The sequence below is a fragment of the Streptomyces sp. C1-1 genome (assembly GCF_050214755.1).
Classification (GTDB): Bacteria; Actinomycetota; Actinomycetes; order Streptomycetales; family Streptomycetaceae; genus Streptomyces.
The window spans coordinates 1,639,771-1,654,337 of the sequence record NZ_CP189826.1 but is presented as its reverse complement, the minus strand read 5'-3'; the positions used below and the strand labels follow the sequence as shown (position 1 = coordinate 1,654,337).

General features: G+C 72.3%; 15 protein-coding genes. 6 read left to right on the top strand and 9 right to left on the bottom strand.

All coding sequences use genetic code 11. From position 1 onward, the window contains the following. The first annotated feature begins 78 nt into the window (after nt 1–78). Nucleotides 79–786 (top strand): SDR family oxidoreductase, encoded by a 708-nt coding sequence (locus ACQF4J_RS07575; RefSeq protein WP_351573028.1) that lies wholly within the window; start codon nt 79–81, stop codon nt 784–786. Here the strand turns inward: ACQF4J_RS07575 and ACQF4J_RS07570 are convergent. The 4 genes from ACQF4J_RS07570 to ACQF4J_RS07555 form a co-directional block, all read right to left on the bottom strand. Continuing rightward, nucleotides 753–1,553, bottom strand: a complete 801-nt coding sequence (locus ACQF4J_RS07570) for a GntR family transcriptional regulator (RefSeq protein ID WP_427165248.1) — start codon at nt 1,551–1,553, stop codon at nt 753–755. The two genes, ACQF4J_RS07575 and ACQF4J_RS07570, sit on opposite strands and share 34 nt — an antisense overlap. Next, nucleotides 1,546–2,712: an acyl-CoA dehydrogenase family protein gene (locus ACQF4J_RS07565; RefSeq protein WP_351802091.1), complete on the bottom strand. Its 1,167-nt coding sequence runs from the start codon at nt 2,710–2,712 to the stop codon at nt 1,546–1,548. Before ACQF4J_RS07565 ends, ACQF4J_RS07570 begins: the two co-directional genes overlap by 8 nt. Before the next feature lie 56 nt (nt 2,713–2,768). Further along, nucleotides 2,769–3,950, bottom strand: a complete 1,182-nt coding sequence (locus tag ACQF4J_RS07560) for a CaiB/BaiF CoA transferase family protein (protein ID WP_427165246.1) — start codon at nt 3,948–3,950, stop codon at nt 2,769–2,771. A 782-nt stretch (nt 3,951–4,732) separates the two neighbouring features. After that, nucleotides 4,733–5,974: an MFS transporter gene (locus tag ACQF4J_RS07555; RefSeq protein WP_351573014.1), complete on the bottom strand. Its 1,242-nt coding sequence runs from the start codon at nt 5,972–5,974 to the stop codon at nt 4,733–4,735. Between the two features lie 186 nt (nt 5,975–6,160). Here ACQF4J_RS07555 and ACQF4J_RS07550 point away from each other — a divergent pair, with 186 nt between their 5' ends. Next, nucleotides 6,161–7,081 (top strand): LysR family transcriptional regulator, encoded by a 921-nt coding sequence (locus ACQF4J_RS07550; protein ID WP_351573012.1) that lies wholly within the window; start codon nt 6,161–6,163, stop codon nt 7,079–7,081. A 10-nt stretch (nt 7,082–7,091) separates the two neighbouring features. On the opposite strand, the gene ACQF4J_RS07545 is transcribed toward ACQF4J_RS07550, so the two are convergent. Continuing rightward, nucleotides 7,092–8,303: an MFS transporter gene (locus ACQF4J_RS07545; RefSeq protein ID WP_351802096.1), complete on the bottom strand. Its 1,212-nt coding sequence runs from the start codon at nt 8,301–8,303 to the stop codon at nt 7,092–7,094. Nucleotides 8,304–8,525: 222 nt separating this feature from the next. After that, nucleotides 8,526–8,984: a MarR family winged helix-turn-helix transcriptional regulator gene (locus ACQF4J_RS07540; RefSeq protein WP_351802098.1), complete on the bottom strand. Its 459-nt coding sequence runs from the start codon at nt 8,982–8,984 to the stop codon at nt 8,526–8,528. A gap of 146 nt (nt 8,985–9,130) precedes the next feature. On the opposite strand from ACQF4J_RS07540, the gene ACQF4J_RS07535 reads away from it, so the two are divergent. Next, nucleotides 9,131–9,664, top strand: coding sequence for a 2'-5' RNA ligase family protein (locus ACQF4J_RS07535; RefSeq protein WP_351573003.1), 534 nt, complete (start codon nt 9,131–9,133; stop codon nt 9,662–9,664). Between the two features lie 19 nt (nt 9,665–9,683). Beyond that, a complete protein-coding gene (locus ACQF4J_RS07530; protein WP_351573000.1) occupies nt 9,684–10,037 on the top strand; it encodes a hypothetical protein in 354 nt (117 codons plus the stop codon). 31 nt (nt 10,038–10,068) lie between these two features. Here the strand turns inward: ACQF4J_RS07530 and ACQF4J_RS07525 are convergent, their stop codons facing one another. Together ACQF4J_RS07525 and ACQF4J_RS07520 are read right to left on the bottom strand one after the other, a co-directional pair. After that, nucleotides 10,069–11,085, bottom strand: a complete 1,017-nt coding sequence (locus ACQF4J_RS07525) for a helix-turn-helix domain-containing protein (protein ID WP_351802101.1) — start codon at nt 11,083–11,085, stop codon at nt 10,069–10,071. 155 nt (nt 11,086–11,240) lie between these two features. Continuing rightward, nucleotides 11,241–12,215: an alpha/beta hydrolase gene (locus ACQF4J_RS07520; RefSeq protein WP_351572993.1), complete on the bottom strand. Its 975-nt coding sequence runs from the start codon at nt 12,213–12,215 to the stop codon at nt 11,241–11,243. Nucleotides 12,216–12,428: 213 nt separating this feature from the next. Between ACQF4J_RS07520 and ACQF4J_RS07515 the strand changes: the two genes are divergently transcribed. After that, nucleotides 12,429–13,310 carry an LLM class F420-dependent oxidoreductase gene (locus tag ACQF4J_RS07515; protein ID WP_427165241.1) on the top strand — a complete coding sequence of 294 codons (882 nt, stop codon included), beginning with the start codon at nt 12,429–12,431 and terminating at the stop codon, nt 13,308–13,310. 8 nt (nt 13,311–13,318) lie between these two features. On the opposite strand, the gene ACQF4J_RS07510 is transcribed toward ACQF4J_RS07515, so the two are convergent. Further along, nucleotides 13,319–13,513 (bottom strand): hypothetical protein, encoded by a 195-nt coding sequence (locus ACQF4J_RS07510; RefSeq protein WP_351572987.1) that lies wholly within the window; start codon nt 13,511–13,513, stop codon nt 13,319–13,321. 118 nt (nt 13,514–13,631) lie between these two features. On the opposite strand from ACQF4J_RS07510, the gene ACQF4J_RS07505 reads away from it, so the two are divergent. Continuing rightward, entirely contained in the window at nt 13,632–14,537 is a 906-nt protein-coding gene (locus ACQF4J_RS07505) for a LysR family transcriptional regulator (RefSeq protein WP_427165238.1), read from the top strand. The last annotated feature ends 30 nt before the right edge of the window (nt 14,538–14,567 follow it).

Here is a 14,567-nt window from a genome sequence, read left to right as displayed (position 1 = left end):
CGGATGTGCCTGGTACCGGCAGTCCCAGGAAGCGGAGGCGACTGGCTGCCCCCCTCGCCGGGCGGCACGGTGGACGGCATGACGACAACACTCATCACCGGAGCGAACAAGGGTCTCGGCCGCGAGACCGCCCGCCGGCTCGTCGCCGCGGGGCACACCGTCTGGGTCGGCGCCCGTGACGCGGAGCGCGGCCTACGGGCCGCCGAGGAACTGGGCGCCCGGTTCGTACAGCTCGACGTCACCGACGACGCCTCCGTCGACGCCGCGGTCAAGACCGTCGAAGCGGCCGGCGGCCTCGACGTACTGATCAACAACGCCGCGATCGAGACCCGGACCGACGACAACAGCGTGCCGGTCGCCGAGACCGTGACCGCCGACCACATGCGCACGACCTTCGAGACCAACGTCTTCGGCGTGGTGCGGGTCCTGCACGCCTTCCTTCCCCTGCTGCGACGCTCGGCCGCCCCGGTGGTGGTCAACGTCAGCAGCGGCCTGGCCTCGCTGACCAACCTCTCCGACCCCGTTCACCCCGCCCACTTCTACCCGGGCATCGCCTATCCGACGTCCAAGACGGCGGTCAACATGCTCACCGTGCAGTTCGCGAAGGCGTTCCCGGACATGCGGATCAACGCCGTGGAACCCGGGTTCACCAAAACGGACCTGAACGGCAACACGGGCACGCAGAGCGTCGAGCAGGGCGCCGAGGTCATCGTCCGCATGGCGCAGATCGGCCCGGACGGCCCGACCGGCGGCTACTTCGACGTCGACGGGCCGCTGCCCTGGTGAGTCACAGGTGAACCGGCTGTCGGGGCACCGCTGCGCCGCAGCCGTACGCGATACGAGTAGTGCTCCGGCAGGAAGTGGCTGATGGCCAGTTCGGCGGGCTGCCCGGCGACGGTCCGGTAGACGCGGTCGATGCGCAGCAGGGGGCGGCCGGGTTCGCAGCCGAGGTGCTCGGCGAGGTCCGCCGTGGCCTCGGCGACCGTGATGCTCTGCTCGGCCTCGGCGATCGGTTCCGGCAGCCACCGGTCCAGCAGGCCGATGACGGTGAAGGCGTTGGGCGTGCCCGGCAGTGTCAACTCCTTCACCGTTTCCAGGAGTCGGCCGACGGCGGGCGGCAGCCACACCGACGTGTGGCAGAACGCGACGTCCTCGTGGAGCCGCAGGAACGCCAGCTTGTGCACCCGGTCGGTGTGCAGGCCCAGGCGGCCCGCGGCGTCGACGTCCACCCGGCGGTGCAGGGGCGTGACGACGTCCATGCGGGTGTCGATGGACAGCCCCATCAGGTCGTCCACCGAGCCGAACTGCCGTAGGTACTGCTCCTCCCGGGGCGTCGCGAACGTGCCGCGCCCCGGTACCCGGTACACCAGTCCCTCGGCCACGAGGTCCTGGAAGGCCCGCCGTACGGTCTGCCGGCTCACCCGGTACGTCTCGGCGAGTTCGGCCTCGGTGGGCAGCCGCACCCCGTCGGGATAGTCGTGGCGCAGGATCGCCGCCCGCAGTTGACGGGCGAGTCGGACGTACGTGCTCTCCCGCTGCGAACCCTCAGTCATCGAGGCCGCCCCGCGCCACCAACTGGCGTGCGATGACGTTGCGTTGGATCTCGTTGGTGCCCTCGCCGACGATCATCAGCGGGGCGTCCCGGAAGTACCGCTCGACGTCGAACTCCGTCGAATAGCCGTAACCGCCGTGGATGCGGACCGCGTCGAGCGCGATCTCCATCGCCGTCTCCGACGCGAAGAGCTTCGCCATGCCCGCCTCCATGTCCACCCGGCGCCCGGCGTCCGCCGCACGGGCCGCGTACAGGACCAGCTGGCGGGCCGCGGTGAGCTTGGTCGCCATGTCGGCGAGGTGGTTCCCGACGGACTGGTGGCGCCAGATCGGCTTGCCGAAGCTCTCGCGCTCCTGCGCGTAGCGCAGCGAGTCCTCCAGGGCGGCCCGCCCCACCCCCAGCGCGCGGGCGGCGACCTGGAGGCGGCCGGTCTCGAGTCCCTTCATCATCTGGGCGAAACCCTGCCCCTCCGCGCCGCCCAACAGGGCGTCCACCGGCACCCGGTGGTCCTCGAAGGACAGCTCGCAGCTCTCCACCCCCTTGTACCCGAGCTTGGGCAGGTCCCGGGAGACGACCAGTCCGGGACCGTGCTCGGCCAGCAGGACCGAGATGCCCGCGTGGCGCGGCCGGGCGGCCGGGTCGGTCTTGCACAGCAGCGCGATCAGGCCGGCGCGGCGGGCGTTGGTGATCCACGTCTTCGCCCCGTCGACCACGTACTCGTCGCCCTCGCGGCGCGCGACGGTCGTCATGGCCTGCAGGTCCGAACCGCCGCCCGGTTCGGTGAGCGCCATCGTCGCGCGGACCTCCCCGGTGGCCATGCGGGGCAGGTACCGCCGCTTCTGTGCCTCGGTGCCGTACGACAGCAGGAGCTTCGCCACGACGGTGTGCCCGCCCATCGCCCCGGCCAGGCTCATCCAGCCGCGTGCCAGCTCCTCGGTGACCAGCACGAAGCAGGGCGTGGAGACCGGGTTGCCGCCGTACTCCTCGGGGATCGCCAGTCCGTAGACGCCGAGTTCCTTCATGCGCTCGATGAGGGCCTCGGGATAGGTGTCGGTGTGCTCCAGTTCCCGCACGACGGGTCTGACGTCCTTGTCGACGAACTCGCGCACGGTCCGCACGACGAGACGCTCGTCGGCGGAGAGGGTGTCCAGGACGCTCATCGACGGATCTCCACATCTTCCGTAACGGTGGCCTGGCTCGGGGTCATCGAGGTGGTTCAGACGACGGCGTCGGCGCGCAGCGCCTCGATGTCTGCCCGAGTACGGCCGAGTTCGGCGAGGATCGATTCGGTGTGCTCGCCGACGTCCGGTACGGGGTCCATGCGGGCGGGCACCCCCGCGAGGTCGGCCGGCGGCAGCAGTGCCCGCACGGTGGCGCCGGGCACTGCCACCTCCCGCCAGCGTCCGCGCTCCGCCAGCACCGGGTGGTCGAGGAACGCGGCGACGTCGTTGACCCCGGCGCAGGCGATGCCGATGTCCTCCAGGTCCTTGAGGACCTCCTCGGCGTCGGAGCGGGCGAGGCGCTCGGCAACGACTGCGTTCAACTCCTCGCGGTGCGCCACCCGTTGGGATCCGGTGGCGAAGCGAGGGTCGTCCGTCAACTCCGGCCGTCCCAGGAACCGCCCGCACAGGGCCGCCCATTCGCGCTCGTTCTGGATGGAGAACAGCACCTGCTTGCCGTCGGCGGTCGGGAAGGCGCCGTACGGGGCGATGGTGGCGTGCTGGGTGCCCAGCCGGGCGGGCTGACTGCCGCCGTAGCGGGTGTAGTTGGCGGGCTGCCCCATCCACTCGGCCAGCGCCTCGAACAGGGACACCTCCACGGGGTGGACGCGCCCGGTCGTGGCCCGTGTGTACAGGGCGGTCAGGACGCCGGTGTACGCGTACATCCCGGCGGCGATGTCGGCGACGGAGATCCCCACCCGGGCGCTCTCCTCGGGCGTTCCGGTGAGGGACACCAGACCGGTCTGGCACTGCACCAGCAGGTCGTAGGACTTGCGGTCGGCCCATGGGCCGCTCGTGCCGTAGCCGGAGATCGTGCACGGGATGAGCCGCGGATACCGTTCGGTCAGCGCGTCCACCCCGAGGCCGAGCCGGCCGACCGCACCCGGTGCCAGGTTCTGCACCAACACATCGGCGTCGGCGAGGAGTTGGTGCAGGATCTCCATCCCGCGCGGGTCCTTCAGATCCAGGGTGAGGGACTCCTTCGAGCGGTTGAGCCACACGAAGTAGCTGGAGTGGCCGTGCACGGTGGTGTCGTAGCGGCGCGCGAAGTCGCCCTCGCCCGGACGTTCCACCTTGATCACGCGGGCGCCCAGGTCGGCGAGCTGACGGGTGGCGTAGGGCGCGGCCACGGCCTGTTCGAGGCTGACCACGGTGATGCCGGAAAGGGGGAGTTCCACGGTCATGCCTCCGGGTTGTGATGGGGGACCGCGTCCGCAGCAACTCGCCGGCGCGCGCCCAGGTCGGTCCTGGGCTCGGTGCCTGCTCCTCGTACGACCGGAAGAGCCCTTTCCGCTGCTTTGTACGGCCAAATCCGCTGACCTGTCAACGGCGGACACAACGACTTGAACAGTGGCTAGCGGCCCGCCCCTGACGCGGCGGAGACGCCATCCGCACAATACCGAGGCTTTGTACGCAACAATGCGGCACCTGGTCAGGCACCCCCTCGGGGGTCCCGTTGCCCCGTTCCGATTCCGAGCCCGCGGCCGACTTCGGCGTCCTCGAGGAGACCGCCCGCACCTGGCGCCCCGACGCTCTCCGTGAGACCGACCCTCTCGACCCGCCGGCACTGGCTGCACTTCCCGTCCTGGCCCCGGCACAGCGAACTCGGCCCCGACGGGCACCCCCGGGACAGCCGCTTCCCACAGCCGGTCGACCGGGTACGCCCCAAACGGGGACGCAGCGGTGATCTCTGACCGAGGAAACAGGACCTCGTCCACCGCAGCGGCGGCGACGCGCCCCAACCGTCCGGGCTCACCCTGGACACCGAGGCCCATCCGTACGACGGCACTTCGCCCTGGCACCGACGTCGACGGACCTGTTCGAGCATGGCGAGGACCAGCAGCGGGCCGTGCACGACCAGCCCCTGGTAGCCCTCGAGCCACCGTGACGAGGCCCGCGCCCGGGCGGAGGTGGGCTTCGGCTGACTCCCCGACCCGGCGTGCCCGGGTCGCCCGTGCCGTCAGGCCGCTTCCTCCGCGCGCACCCGCGCCGGGCCCGGCGAGGCCTCGACCCGGCGGGGGAGCAGCAGCGGTGTGGCCAGCACCAGTACCCCGGCCGTCGCGATCGCCGTACGGGGCCCGGTCACGCCGGCCAGCAGGCCCCACAGGGCCGTCATCGCGGCGGTCGTCGCCTTGTTCGTCACCGACCACGCGGAGAGCGTGCGCGCCACCCGGTCCGCGTCCGTCTGCCGCAGCCGTGTGGTGGCGTACACGGGGTTGAAGACGGCACAGGACGTGATCACGCCGAGTTCCACGGCCATGACGAGCACCAGTCCGGCCGTGCCCGGCCCGACGAAGGCCAGGCCGATCGGCCAGCACGCGCGCAGCCACCCCGAGGTGAGCAGCACCCGCCGCTCCCCGAAGCGCGGCACGAGCCTGCGGGCCAGTCGTGAGCCGATCAGCCCGCCGACGCTCGGCACGGAGAAGGCCAGACCGTACTGCCAGGCCGCGAACCCGAGGTCACCCACCATGAGCACGGCGAGCAGCGGGGTCGACACCATGATCAGGGCGTTGTAGAGCGCCGTGTTGAAGAACAGCGGACGCAGCACGGGGTGGGCCAGGATGTACCGCCAGCCTTCGAGCAGACCACCGGCCGGCGCCGGGCCCGTGCGGACCGGGGGAGTCTCGGTGCCGCCGATCGCGCGGATCCCGACGGCCGACAGCAGGAAGCTGACCGCGTTGGCCAGTACGGTCATCACCGGCCCGAACAGACCCATCGCCGCTCCGCCCAGCGGCGGCCCCAGGATGGTCGCGGTCCACTGCGTCGCCTCGAAGCGCGCGTTCGCGGTCAGCAGGTCCTCCGGCGCCAGCAGCGACTTGACGAAGGACCCGCTCGCCGCCGTGAAGCCGATGTCGGCCGCGCCGACGACGACCGCCACAACCAGCAGTTGTACGAAGGTGAGGGCGCCGAGCGCGTAGGCGGCCGGAACGGTCAGCAGCACCAGACAGCGGACCAGGTCCATGGCCATCATCACGGGCCGCTTGCGACGGAACTCCATCCACGGCCCGAGCGGCGTCGCCACCACCGCGCCCACCGCCAGCCCGGCCGCCGACAGCACCGCGACCTCGGTCGCCCCGGCGTGCAGCACGATCACCGCGATCAGCGAGAACGCGTCGAAGGCGAGCCAGGTGCCGAGCGCGCTGACGGCGTACGCGGCCCACAGCCACTCGAACCGCCGCCCCAGCGATCGCCCGCTCCGCATGCCCGTCTCCCCGCCCCGCCCGAATCCGACCGGCGCCATCAAAGCCGCTCACGCGGCCCGTGAGCAAACAACCGACACGCCCGGCCCCAGACAACCGGTGGTTGTGGCCGAACTCCCGGCCCGGGACAGCCGGCGGTCAGGGTCGGGCGCTCGGCGCAGTACCGCGGGACGCTGTAGAAAAGGGCCGTGGATCTCGACGCAGTACGCACCTTCGTGGCCGTCGCGGACGCCGGGCAGTTCCGGGAGGCCGCCCTCACCCTGGAGATCACCCAGCAGGCCGTCTCCAAGCGGGTCGCGGCGCTGGAGCGGGACCTCGACGCGCGTCTGTTCACCCGGACCGCCCGAGGCGCCCGGCTCACCGTGGACGGGCAGGTCTTCCTGCCGCACGCCCGCGACCTCCTGCGGGCCGAGGAGCGGGCGGCGGCCTCGGTGCGGCCGGGGCGGCGCGCCCTGCGCGTCGACGTCATCGGCCGCCGCCTGGCACCGGCCGACCTGCTACGGGACTTCCACCACGCGCACCCGGAGACCGCGCTCGACGTGGTGACCCTCTTCGACGCCGACGCGGCGATCTCCGCCGTGCGCTCCGGCACGATCGACGCGTCCTTCCGCGCCCTCACCCTCCCCGCGCGCCGGCTGCCCGACGGTCTCGCCGCGGCCCGCGTCCACGACGAGCCCCTGGAGCTCCTCACCGGCCCCGGGCACGCGCTCGCCGCCGCCCGCGCCGTCACGCCGGCCCAGCTGGCCGGGCACCGGATCTGGATGCCCGGCAACGTCGCGGGCACCGAATGGGCCGCCTTCTACGACGATCTGGGCGCCGCCTTCGGCTTCACCATCGAGGTCACCGGTCCCGACTTCGGCACCGAACCGCTCCTCGACACGATCGCCGACTCCCCGCACCTGGCGACCTTCGTCGGCGTGCAGACCCGCATGGTCTGGCCGGCCGGCCACGGCCTGCGCCGCATCCCGCTGCGCGACCCCACGCCCGTGTATCCGCACTCGTTGATCTGGCGGGCCGACAACCCGCACCCGACGCTGGCCGCGCTCCGCGCCCACCTCGGCACCGCCCGGCAGAGCGCGGACACCTGGACTCCGAAGTGGGCCCGCTGAGCGTTCCCGGTCAGCGCCGGGCCGGCACGGGGGCGCTCTCGGCCGGGGCCGAACCCGTCACGACCCGGCCGGCCGAGCGGGTGCGGCGGTCCAGAAAGGCGGCCAGGAAGGACAGGAGCAGGGCGCTGCCCGTCAGCAGCGCGCCGACCCAGTTGGGCGAGGTGTAGCCGAACCCGGCGGAGATGACGACGCCGCCCAGCCAGGCGGCCAGCGCGTTGCCGAGGTTGAAGGCGCCGATGTTCGCGGCGGAGGCCAGCGTCGGGGCGGCCGAGGCCTGGTCGAGCACCCACTTCTGCAGCGGCGGCACCGTGGCGAAGCCCAGGGCGCCGACCAGGGTCAGGGTGATCGCCGCGAGCACCTTGTCGTGCGCGGTCGCCGTGAACACCAGCAGCGTCAGCGACAGCGCGCCGAGGGCGGTGAACAGCATCGGCATCAGGGCCCGGTCGGCGAACCGGCCGCCCACCAGGTTGCCCAGGAACATCCCGGCCCCGAACAGCACCAGCAGCCAGGTGACCGCGCCGGCCGAGTAGCCGGCGACCTCCGTCATCATCGGCGTGATGTAGGTGACCGCGGCGAAGACCCCGCCGAAGCCGAGGACCGTCATCGCCATCGCGATCCAGACCTGCGCGTTGCGGAAGGCGGCGAACTCCGTACGGACCGTGGCCGAATCCGGGCGGCCCGTCTCCGGCACCAGCCTGGCCACGCCCAGGAGACCCGCGATGCCGAGGACCGCGACGGCGGCGAACGTGACCCGCCAGCCGGCGGCCTGACCGATGTATGTGCCCAACGGCACCCCCACGACGTTGGCCACGGTCAGCCCGGTGAACATCAGGGAGATCGCGGAGGCCTTCTTCTCGGGTGCGACCAGCCCGGCCGCGACCACGGACCCGATGCCGAAGAAGGCGCCGTGCGCGAGGGAGGCGACGACCCGGCCGGCGAGCATGACGCCGAAGCTGGGGGCGACGGCGGACAGGGTGTTGCCCACCACGAACAGGCCCATGAGGAACATGAGCATCTTCTTGCGCGACACCCTGGTGCCCAGCACGGTGAGCAGGGGAGCGCCGAGGACGACGCCCAGGGCGTAGCCGGAGACGAGCAGGCCGGCCGTGGGGATGGAGACGCCGAAGTCCCCCGCGACCTCGGGCAGCACGCCCATGATCACGAACTCGGTGGTGCCGATCCCGAAGGCCCCTATGGCCAGGGCCAGGAGGGCGAGAGGCATGGGAAGAACCTTCCAGGCGATTGCGTGTGTCGCTAACAAGCGTCGACAATAGTTGCAGACGCGGGTTAAATGCAAGTGCACTCAAAGCTGGAGGCGGGTAGCACGTGTGTGCAAGTAATTGGCCACAGTGGACTGGGCCGCAGTGGATGTTCGGGCAGAGCAAAGCCCCCGAAGCGCTGCCGCTCGCGGGGGCTGTGGTCTCGGGCGGGAAGTGCCGCGGTCTCAGGCGGGGACGCGGAGCGTCTCGACCGCCTTGACCAGCGGTGCCAGCTCCGCGTTCCGTGCGGCCTCGTCCAGGGCCTCGCGCAGGGCGGCCTCATTGGTGGGGCGAGCCCGCTCCAGCAGTTCCAGTCCGGACTCGGTGACGTTGGTGTAGATGCCGCGCCGGTCCGTGGGGCACAGGTAGCGGGTCAGCAGCCCACGGTCCTCGAGGCGGGTCACCAGGCGGGTCGTGGCGCTCTGGCTGAGGACGACGGCATCGGCGACCTGCTTCATCTGCAGATGGCCGCCCTCGCCGTCGTGCTGCCTGCTCAGCACGTCCAGCAGCGAGTACTCCCGCACGCTCAGGCCGTGCGCGGCCTGCAGCGCGCGCTCGATGTGGGCCTCGATCCTGCCGTGCAGCAGCGAGAGGGCGCACCAGCCCTGAGCGAGGGCGGTGAGCGCCGGATCTGTCGCGGTCATGGGGCCCTGGTCCTCCGTCCCGAAGTGCCTGCGATCCAGGATAGGACACCGGTGAAAATGTCGGCTCAGGCACATATACCGCGCCTGCAACGGACCCGGCCGGAGCTGAGTCGCGTCGACCGGGATCCTGCTGGTACACCCATGGCATGGCAGCCGAGGATTCCGACCGATTCGTACCGGGGCAGACTGCACTCGTCGTACCCGTACCGGAGGCGGAGCCCGCCGTCCGGAAATGGCGGGAGCGCTACGACCCCGCGGCCCGGGCCGGTGTCCCGGCACACGTCACCGTGCTCTTCCCGTTCCTGCGCGCCTCCCTCGTCGGCCACGGGACCTGTGCCGTCCTCGACGAGATCTTCGGACGTCACCAGTCCTTCGACGTGCGGTTCGAGACCTGCGGACGCTTCCCCGGGGTGCTCTACCTCGCCCCCGATCCCGAGCTCCCGTTCCTCCGGCTCACCGAGGCGGTCGTCGACCGCTGGCCCGAAGTCCCGCCCTACGGCGGCAAGTACGAGGCACACCCGCATCTGACGGTCGCCCAGGGGCAGGACGACGCGGTGCTCGACGAGGTCGAGGCGGGCCTGCGGGCCGCCCTGCCGTTCACCGCGCGTGTGCCGACGGTGGATCTCGTGGTCTTCAGCGGTCGAGAGTGGCAGCATCGGGCGTCGTTCGCACTTCGTTAGCCACGTCCAGGAGAACACCATGGCCGGCCCGCGCCCCACGACCACCCTCTGGCGACCCACCGGCCCCAAGGAACTCGACCTGGTCCGCGCACTGGACTGGCGTGCCTGGCCGCCCCGGCTGCCCGAGCAGCCGATCTTCTACCCGGTGCTCGACGAGGACTACGCCGTCAGGATCGCCCGGGACTGGAACGTCAAGCACGACGGCGCCGGGTTCGTCACCCGCTTCGAGATCGACTCGGAGTTCGTGAGCCGCTACCCCGTGCGGCAGGCGGGCGGCAAGACGATCCTCGAACTGTGGGTACCCGCCGAGGAACTCGACGAGTTCAACGCCCACATCGTCGGCGAGATCCAGGTCGTGCACGAGTTCGGATAGGACGACGACGGCCGCCGTACCGTGAGTTGGCTCAGGGCCGCGCCAAATGACGCATCGTCAGGGCCAGTTGCAGTCTCAGTCGGCCCTGCGGTGTGCGCAGCGGCCAGCCGAGCAGGTGCTCGGCCTGGGTCAGCCGGTCCTGGAGCGTGGAGTGGTGCACGTTGATCTCGGCCGCCGCCGCACGCTGGCTCGGCGTCGTCGCCACGGCGTTCAGGGTGGCCAGCAGTCCCGGCACCGCCGCGGCGGCCGACTCCACGGCGCGGACGTCGGGCGGCGGCTCCGCGCCCGGCGCCACCAGATCGGCGAGCAGGGCGACGCCCCCGAGCTCATCGGCGTACACCACACGGGGGCCGGGGTCCTGTGCGGTGCCCTCGGCGGTGAACCGCAGTGCGGTGCGGGCGGCGGCCCAGGAACGCGCCAGCTCCAGCACCGGGACGGCGGGGCCCACACCGAGGCGCCCCGCGGGCAGCTCGGCCTCGGTGGCGCCCGCCGCCACGATCCGGGGACGGTCGTCGGAGGCGGCGAGCGCACGGACCCGTACGGCGGGATCCGCCGGATCGACGCCCAGCCGGCGAGCCGCGTGCAACCGGGTCGGCTCGGGCGCCGTGGCGTCCAGCAGGGCCTCGACCAGCGCCGGATCGTCGGCGGGGGAGGCCGGGGCGCGGCCCCGGGTACGGTCCAGGACCAGCCGTATCGCACCGGCGGCCCGCTCCAGGATCACCGCGTCGACCACACTCGGCCGGGTCGCCGTCCGCTCCAGCCACAGCACGGGGGCGCCGCCGGGCTCCAATGGCGCGCAGGGCCAGTCCGGGTCCGGCGGAGTGCCGGCGTCGGTGTCGTTCCGCGTGCCGTCCGGCTCCACCCGCACCCGCACGCGCCGCTCGGCCTCGACCAGCCGTGCCGCACACCCGGCCAGCACCGCCATGCCCCGCACCAGGGCCTCCAGCCCGGCCCTGGTCTCGGCCAGCCGATCGAAGTAGGAGATGACCTGCACCGCGGCCCCGGCATCCGGGTCCAGCGCGGTCAGTCGCCCCGCCAGCTCTTTCATACGCACATGGTGCGCCACCCGACGTCCACCGGGGGAGCCCCGCGCCCCTTCCGACGCCGGTCGATCCGGGTGTCCCCTCCCGCCCTCGCCCGAGACGACGCCCGTGAGCAGCGAACCGGGGACACGACCCGCACCCCCGAACCGCTCCGGCCGCCTCAGTCCTTGACGAGCCTCCGCAGCCAGTCCAGGTGGGCGGCGCGGGCCGACTGGGAAAGGGACGCCTGGGGGGCGAAGCCGTCGAAGCCGTGGAAGCCGCCGGGCCAGACGTGCAGTTCCGCGATGCCGCCGGCCTGCCAGATCCGGGAGGCGTAGGCGACGACCTCGTCCCGGAAGGTCTCGGCGGAGCCGACGTCGAGGAAGGCCGGCGGCAGACCGGTCAGGTCCTCGGCGCGGGCCGGTGCCGCGTACGGGGAGACGTCGGGGCCGCCTCGCGCCGAGCCGAGCAGCGCCGTCCAGCCGGTCTCGTTGGCCGTACGGTCCCAGACGCCGAGACCCGCCATCTGGTGCGTGGACGGGGTGTCGTTGCGGTCGTCGAGCATCGGGCACATCAGGACCTGGCCGATCGGCCGCGGCCCCTGGCGGTCCCGGGTGAGCAGCGCCAGAGCCGCGCTCAGCCCGCCGCCCGCGCTGGCGCCCGCGACGACGATCCGGTCCGGGTCGGCGTCGAACTCCCCGGCGTGCTTCGCCGTCCACACCAGACCGGCGTACACGTCCTCGATCTGCGCCGGGTACGGATGCTCCGGCGCCAGCCGGTACTCCACCGACACCACGACCGCGTCCAGTTCCTTCGCCCAGGCCAGCGGCACGTCCACCCCGACGCGGTTGTTGCCCAGGATCATGCCGCCGCCGTGGACGTGGTAGATCACGGGCCGTGGACCCGCGTCCGCCGCACCCGAAGGGCGGCAGATCAGCAGCGAGATGTCGGGCGCGTCCTCGGGGCCGGGCACGACGCGCTCCTCGACCTCGAAGAAGCCGCCGACGGTCAGGTCGAGATCGGCCAGCATCTCGATGCCCGGGCCCTGGCGGACCGTCTCGATCTCGTCGGGGGTGATCGACGGCGCCACCACCTCCTTGATGAGTTCCAGCGCGGCTGCCAGCTCGGGGTCGAACGGGGGCGGGACCAGGGTCATGACTTTCTCCTCACACACGGCGCGGCGGCTCTGACGCTCATGATTCACGCCCCGCCCACCGCCCCGTCCGCCGCCGTCCGGCGGAACCTGCCCGCCGCACGGCGGGTGCCCGCCCGCCGCCCGCGCCACCGGACCGTGCGTGCTTGACTTCGAGAGCGCTCGAAGAACTAGCGTCGCCCGCGATGGATGCAGGTCCGGCGGACGGAGACCGACATGCGGGTGGGCGTACACATCAACCGGTTCGACCACAGCGGCGGCGGTGCCGCCCTCGGCTCCGAGCTCGCCGCCGCGGGCGCCGCGGCCGAGGCGGCCGGGGTCAGCTGGCTGTCGGTCATGGACCACTACTTCCAGATGGAGTTCAACGGCGGTGCCGAGGACCCCATGCTGGAGGCCTACACGACGCTCGCCTACCTCGCCGGCCACACCTCCACGGTCCGGCTGGGCGCGCTCGTCACCGGGGTGACGTACCGTCATCCCGGCCTGCTCGCCAAGATCGCCACCACCCTCGACGTGCTGTCCGGCGGCCGGGCCACCCTCGGCATCGGCGCCGCCTGGTACGACCGCGAGCACGAGGGGCTCGGCGTGCCGTTCCCGCCGCTGGCCGAGCGCTTCGAGCGGCTTGAGGAGACCCTGCGGATCTGCCTGCAGATGTGGGACCCGGAGGCCGACGGCCCCTTCGAGGGCAAGCACTACAAGCTGGCCGAGACCCTGTGCGTCCCGCCGCCGGTCAGCAGCCCGCACCCCGAGATCATGATCGGCGGTGGCGGGGAGAAGAAAACCCTGCGCCTGGTCGCCCGGTACGGCGACGCCTGCAATCTCTTCGCCACCTCACCCGAGGAGGTCCGGCACAAGCTAGACGTGCTGCGCGGCCACTGCGACGCCCTGGGGCGCGACTACGACCGCATCCGCAAGACCATGGCCTACATGGGCGAGGCCGCCACGGACGGCGACCTCGACGCGTTCCTGCGGGACATCGGTGGCTACACCGAGCTCGGCATCGACACGGTGATCCTGGCACCCCGGCTCGGTGAGACCGCGGCCTGGATGGAGCGGTTCGTCGCCCCGGTCACCGCGCGACTCGCCGAGCTGGACTGAGACCGCGGTCAGGCCGGACTACTGCGCGAGACGACGCGCGTCCCGCAGCCGTCGACCATCCGGACCTGCAGCGAGCCACAGGCGCAACGGGTCCACAGCGTGCAGCCGGCGGCCGTGGCGTGCCGGGACACCACCTGGAAGGGCTCGGCGCCGTCGGGCCAGCCGCAGTGCGGGCAGGCGGCGGCGCCGGTGGTGCTGGTCATGGCGGCAGACTCCTCGTCCGTCGGGTGCGGTTGACCGTCGCGACACAGCCAGGGTGCGGCACGGAATTCGTACACGTCCAGGTTGACTTGTCGGAGCCGACCTTGAAGCCTGGCCTTCATGATTGACCTGCGTCGGCTCCACGTCCTGCGGGCGGTCGCCCACTACGGCACGGTCACCGCGGCCGCCCGCGCGCTGCACTTCACGCCCTCCGCCGCCTCCCAGCAGATCCGCCAGCTCGCCCGCGAACTGGGCGTCGACCTCCTCGAACCGCAGGGGCGCGGGGTACGGCTCACCCCGGCCGCCCTGACCCTGCTGGCGCATGCCGACGCCATCCAGGCCCGCTGGGAACAGGCCGAGCTGGACCTGCGCGCCGATCACGGCGACCCGGCCGGACCGCTGCGCGTCACGGGGTTTCCGGTGGCCCTGTCGGTGCTGCTCGCGCCGATGGCGGCCCGGTTGCAGGAACGGCATCCGAGGCTGACCGTCCGGGTCCGGGAGGCGGCCCTGCCGGAGAGCTTCGACCTGCTCTTCGAAGGGGAGACCGACCTGGCGGTCATCGAGGCCACGCCGCTCAATCCGCCGCTGAGCGACGCCCGGTTCGACCAACAGGCGCTCCTGGACGACCCGTTCGACCTCGTCGTACCGGAAGGGCATCCGCTGGCCGGGCGGGAGAGCGCAGATCTCGCCGATGCCGCGCACGAGACGTGGATCGCGCCCGTGCCGGAGAGTCCGTGCCGCCTGCACGTGATGTCGGCGTGCGGCAGGGCCGGCTTCAGCCCCCACGTCGTCCATCACGCCCTGGACTGGAACGTCATCGCGCATCTCGTCGCCAACCGTCTCGGCGTGGCCCTCATCCCGCGACTGGCCCACCTCACCCCCCACCTGCCGATCACCCGGGTGCGCTGCACGGGTAACCCCCACCGCAGTCTCCTCACGTGCACCCGCCGAGGCGCGCGGGAACGCCCCGCGGTCGCGGCCGCGCTCGAGGAACTCCACCGGCTGGCACCCACGGCGGTTGCGTGACGGAGGCCGACGGGCCGGGCGGCGGATGCG

Excerpts from the sequence above, each read along its gene's own strand:
- ACQF4J_RS07565 (WP_351802091.1), bottom strand. The coding sequence starts at position 2,712 with ATGAGCGTCCTGGACACCCTCTCCGCCGACGAGCGTCTCGTCGTGCGG.
- ACQF4J_RS07570 (WP_427165248.1), bottom strand. The coding sequence starts at position 1,553 with ATGACTGAGGGTTCGCAGCGGGAGAGCACGTACGTCCGACTCGCCCGT.
- ACQF4J_RS07530 (WP_351573000.1), top strand. The coding sequence starts at position 9,684 with ATGGCCGGCCCGCGCCCCACGACCACCCTCTGGCGACCCACCGGCCCC.
- ACQF4J_RS07535 (WP_351573003.1), top strand. The coding sequence starts at position 9,131 with ATGGCAGCCGAGGATTCCGACCGATTCGTACCGGGGCAGACTGCACTC.
- ACQF4J_RS07515 (WP_427165241.1), top strand. The coding sequence starts at position 12,429 with ATGCGGGTGGGCGTACACATCAACCGGTTCGACCACAGCGGCGGCGGT.
- ACQF4J_RS07520 (WP_351572993.1), bottom strand. The coding sequence starts at position 12,215 with ATGACCCTGGTCCCGCCCCCGTTCGACCCCGAGCTGGCAGCCGCGCTG.
- ACQF4J_RS07525 (WP_351802101.1), bottom strand. The coding sequence starts at position 11,085 with ATGAAAGAGCTGGCGGGGCGACTGACCGCGCTGGACCCGGATGCCGGG.
- ACQF4J_RS07510 (WP_351572987.1), bottom strand. The coding sequence starts at position 13,513 with ATGACCAGCACCACCGGCGCCGCCGCCTGCCCGCACTGCGGCTGGCCC.
- ACQF4J_RS07505 (WP_427165238.1), top strand. The coding sequence starts at position 13,632 with ATGATTGACCTGCGTCGGCTCCACGTCCTGCGGGCGGTCGCCCACTAC.
- ACQF4J_RS07575 (WP_351573028.1), top strand. The coding sequence starts at position 79 with ATGACGACAACACTCATCACCGGAGCGAACAAGGGTCTCGGCCGCGAG.
- ACQF4J_RS07545 (WP_351802096.1), bottom strand. The coding sequence starts at position 8,303 with ATGCCTCTCGCCCTCCTGGCCCTGGCCATAGGGGCCTTCGGGATCGGC.
- ACQF4J_RS07540 (WP_351802098.1), bottom strand. The coding sequence starts at position 8,984 with ATGACCGCGACAGATCCGGCGCTCACCGCCCTCGCTCAGGGCTGGTGC.
- ACQF4J_RS07555 (WP_351573014.1), bottom strand. The coding sequence starts at position 5,974 with ATGCGGAGCGGGCGATCGCTGGGGCGGCGGTTCGAGTGGCTGTGGGCC.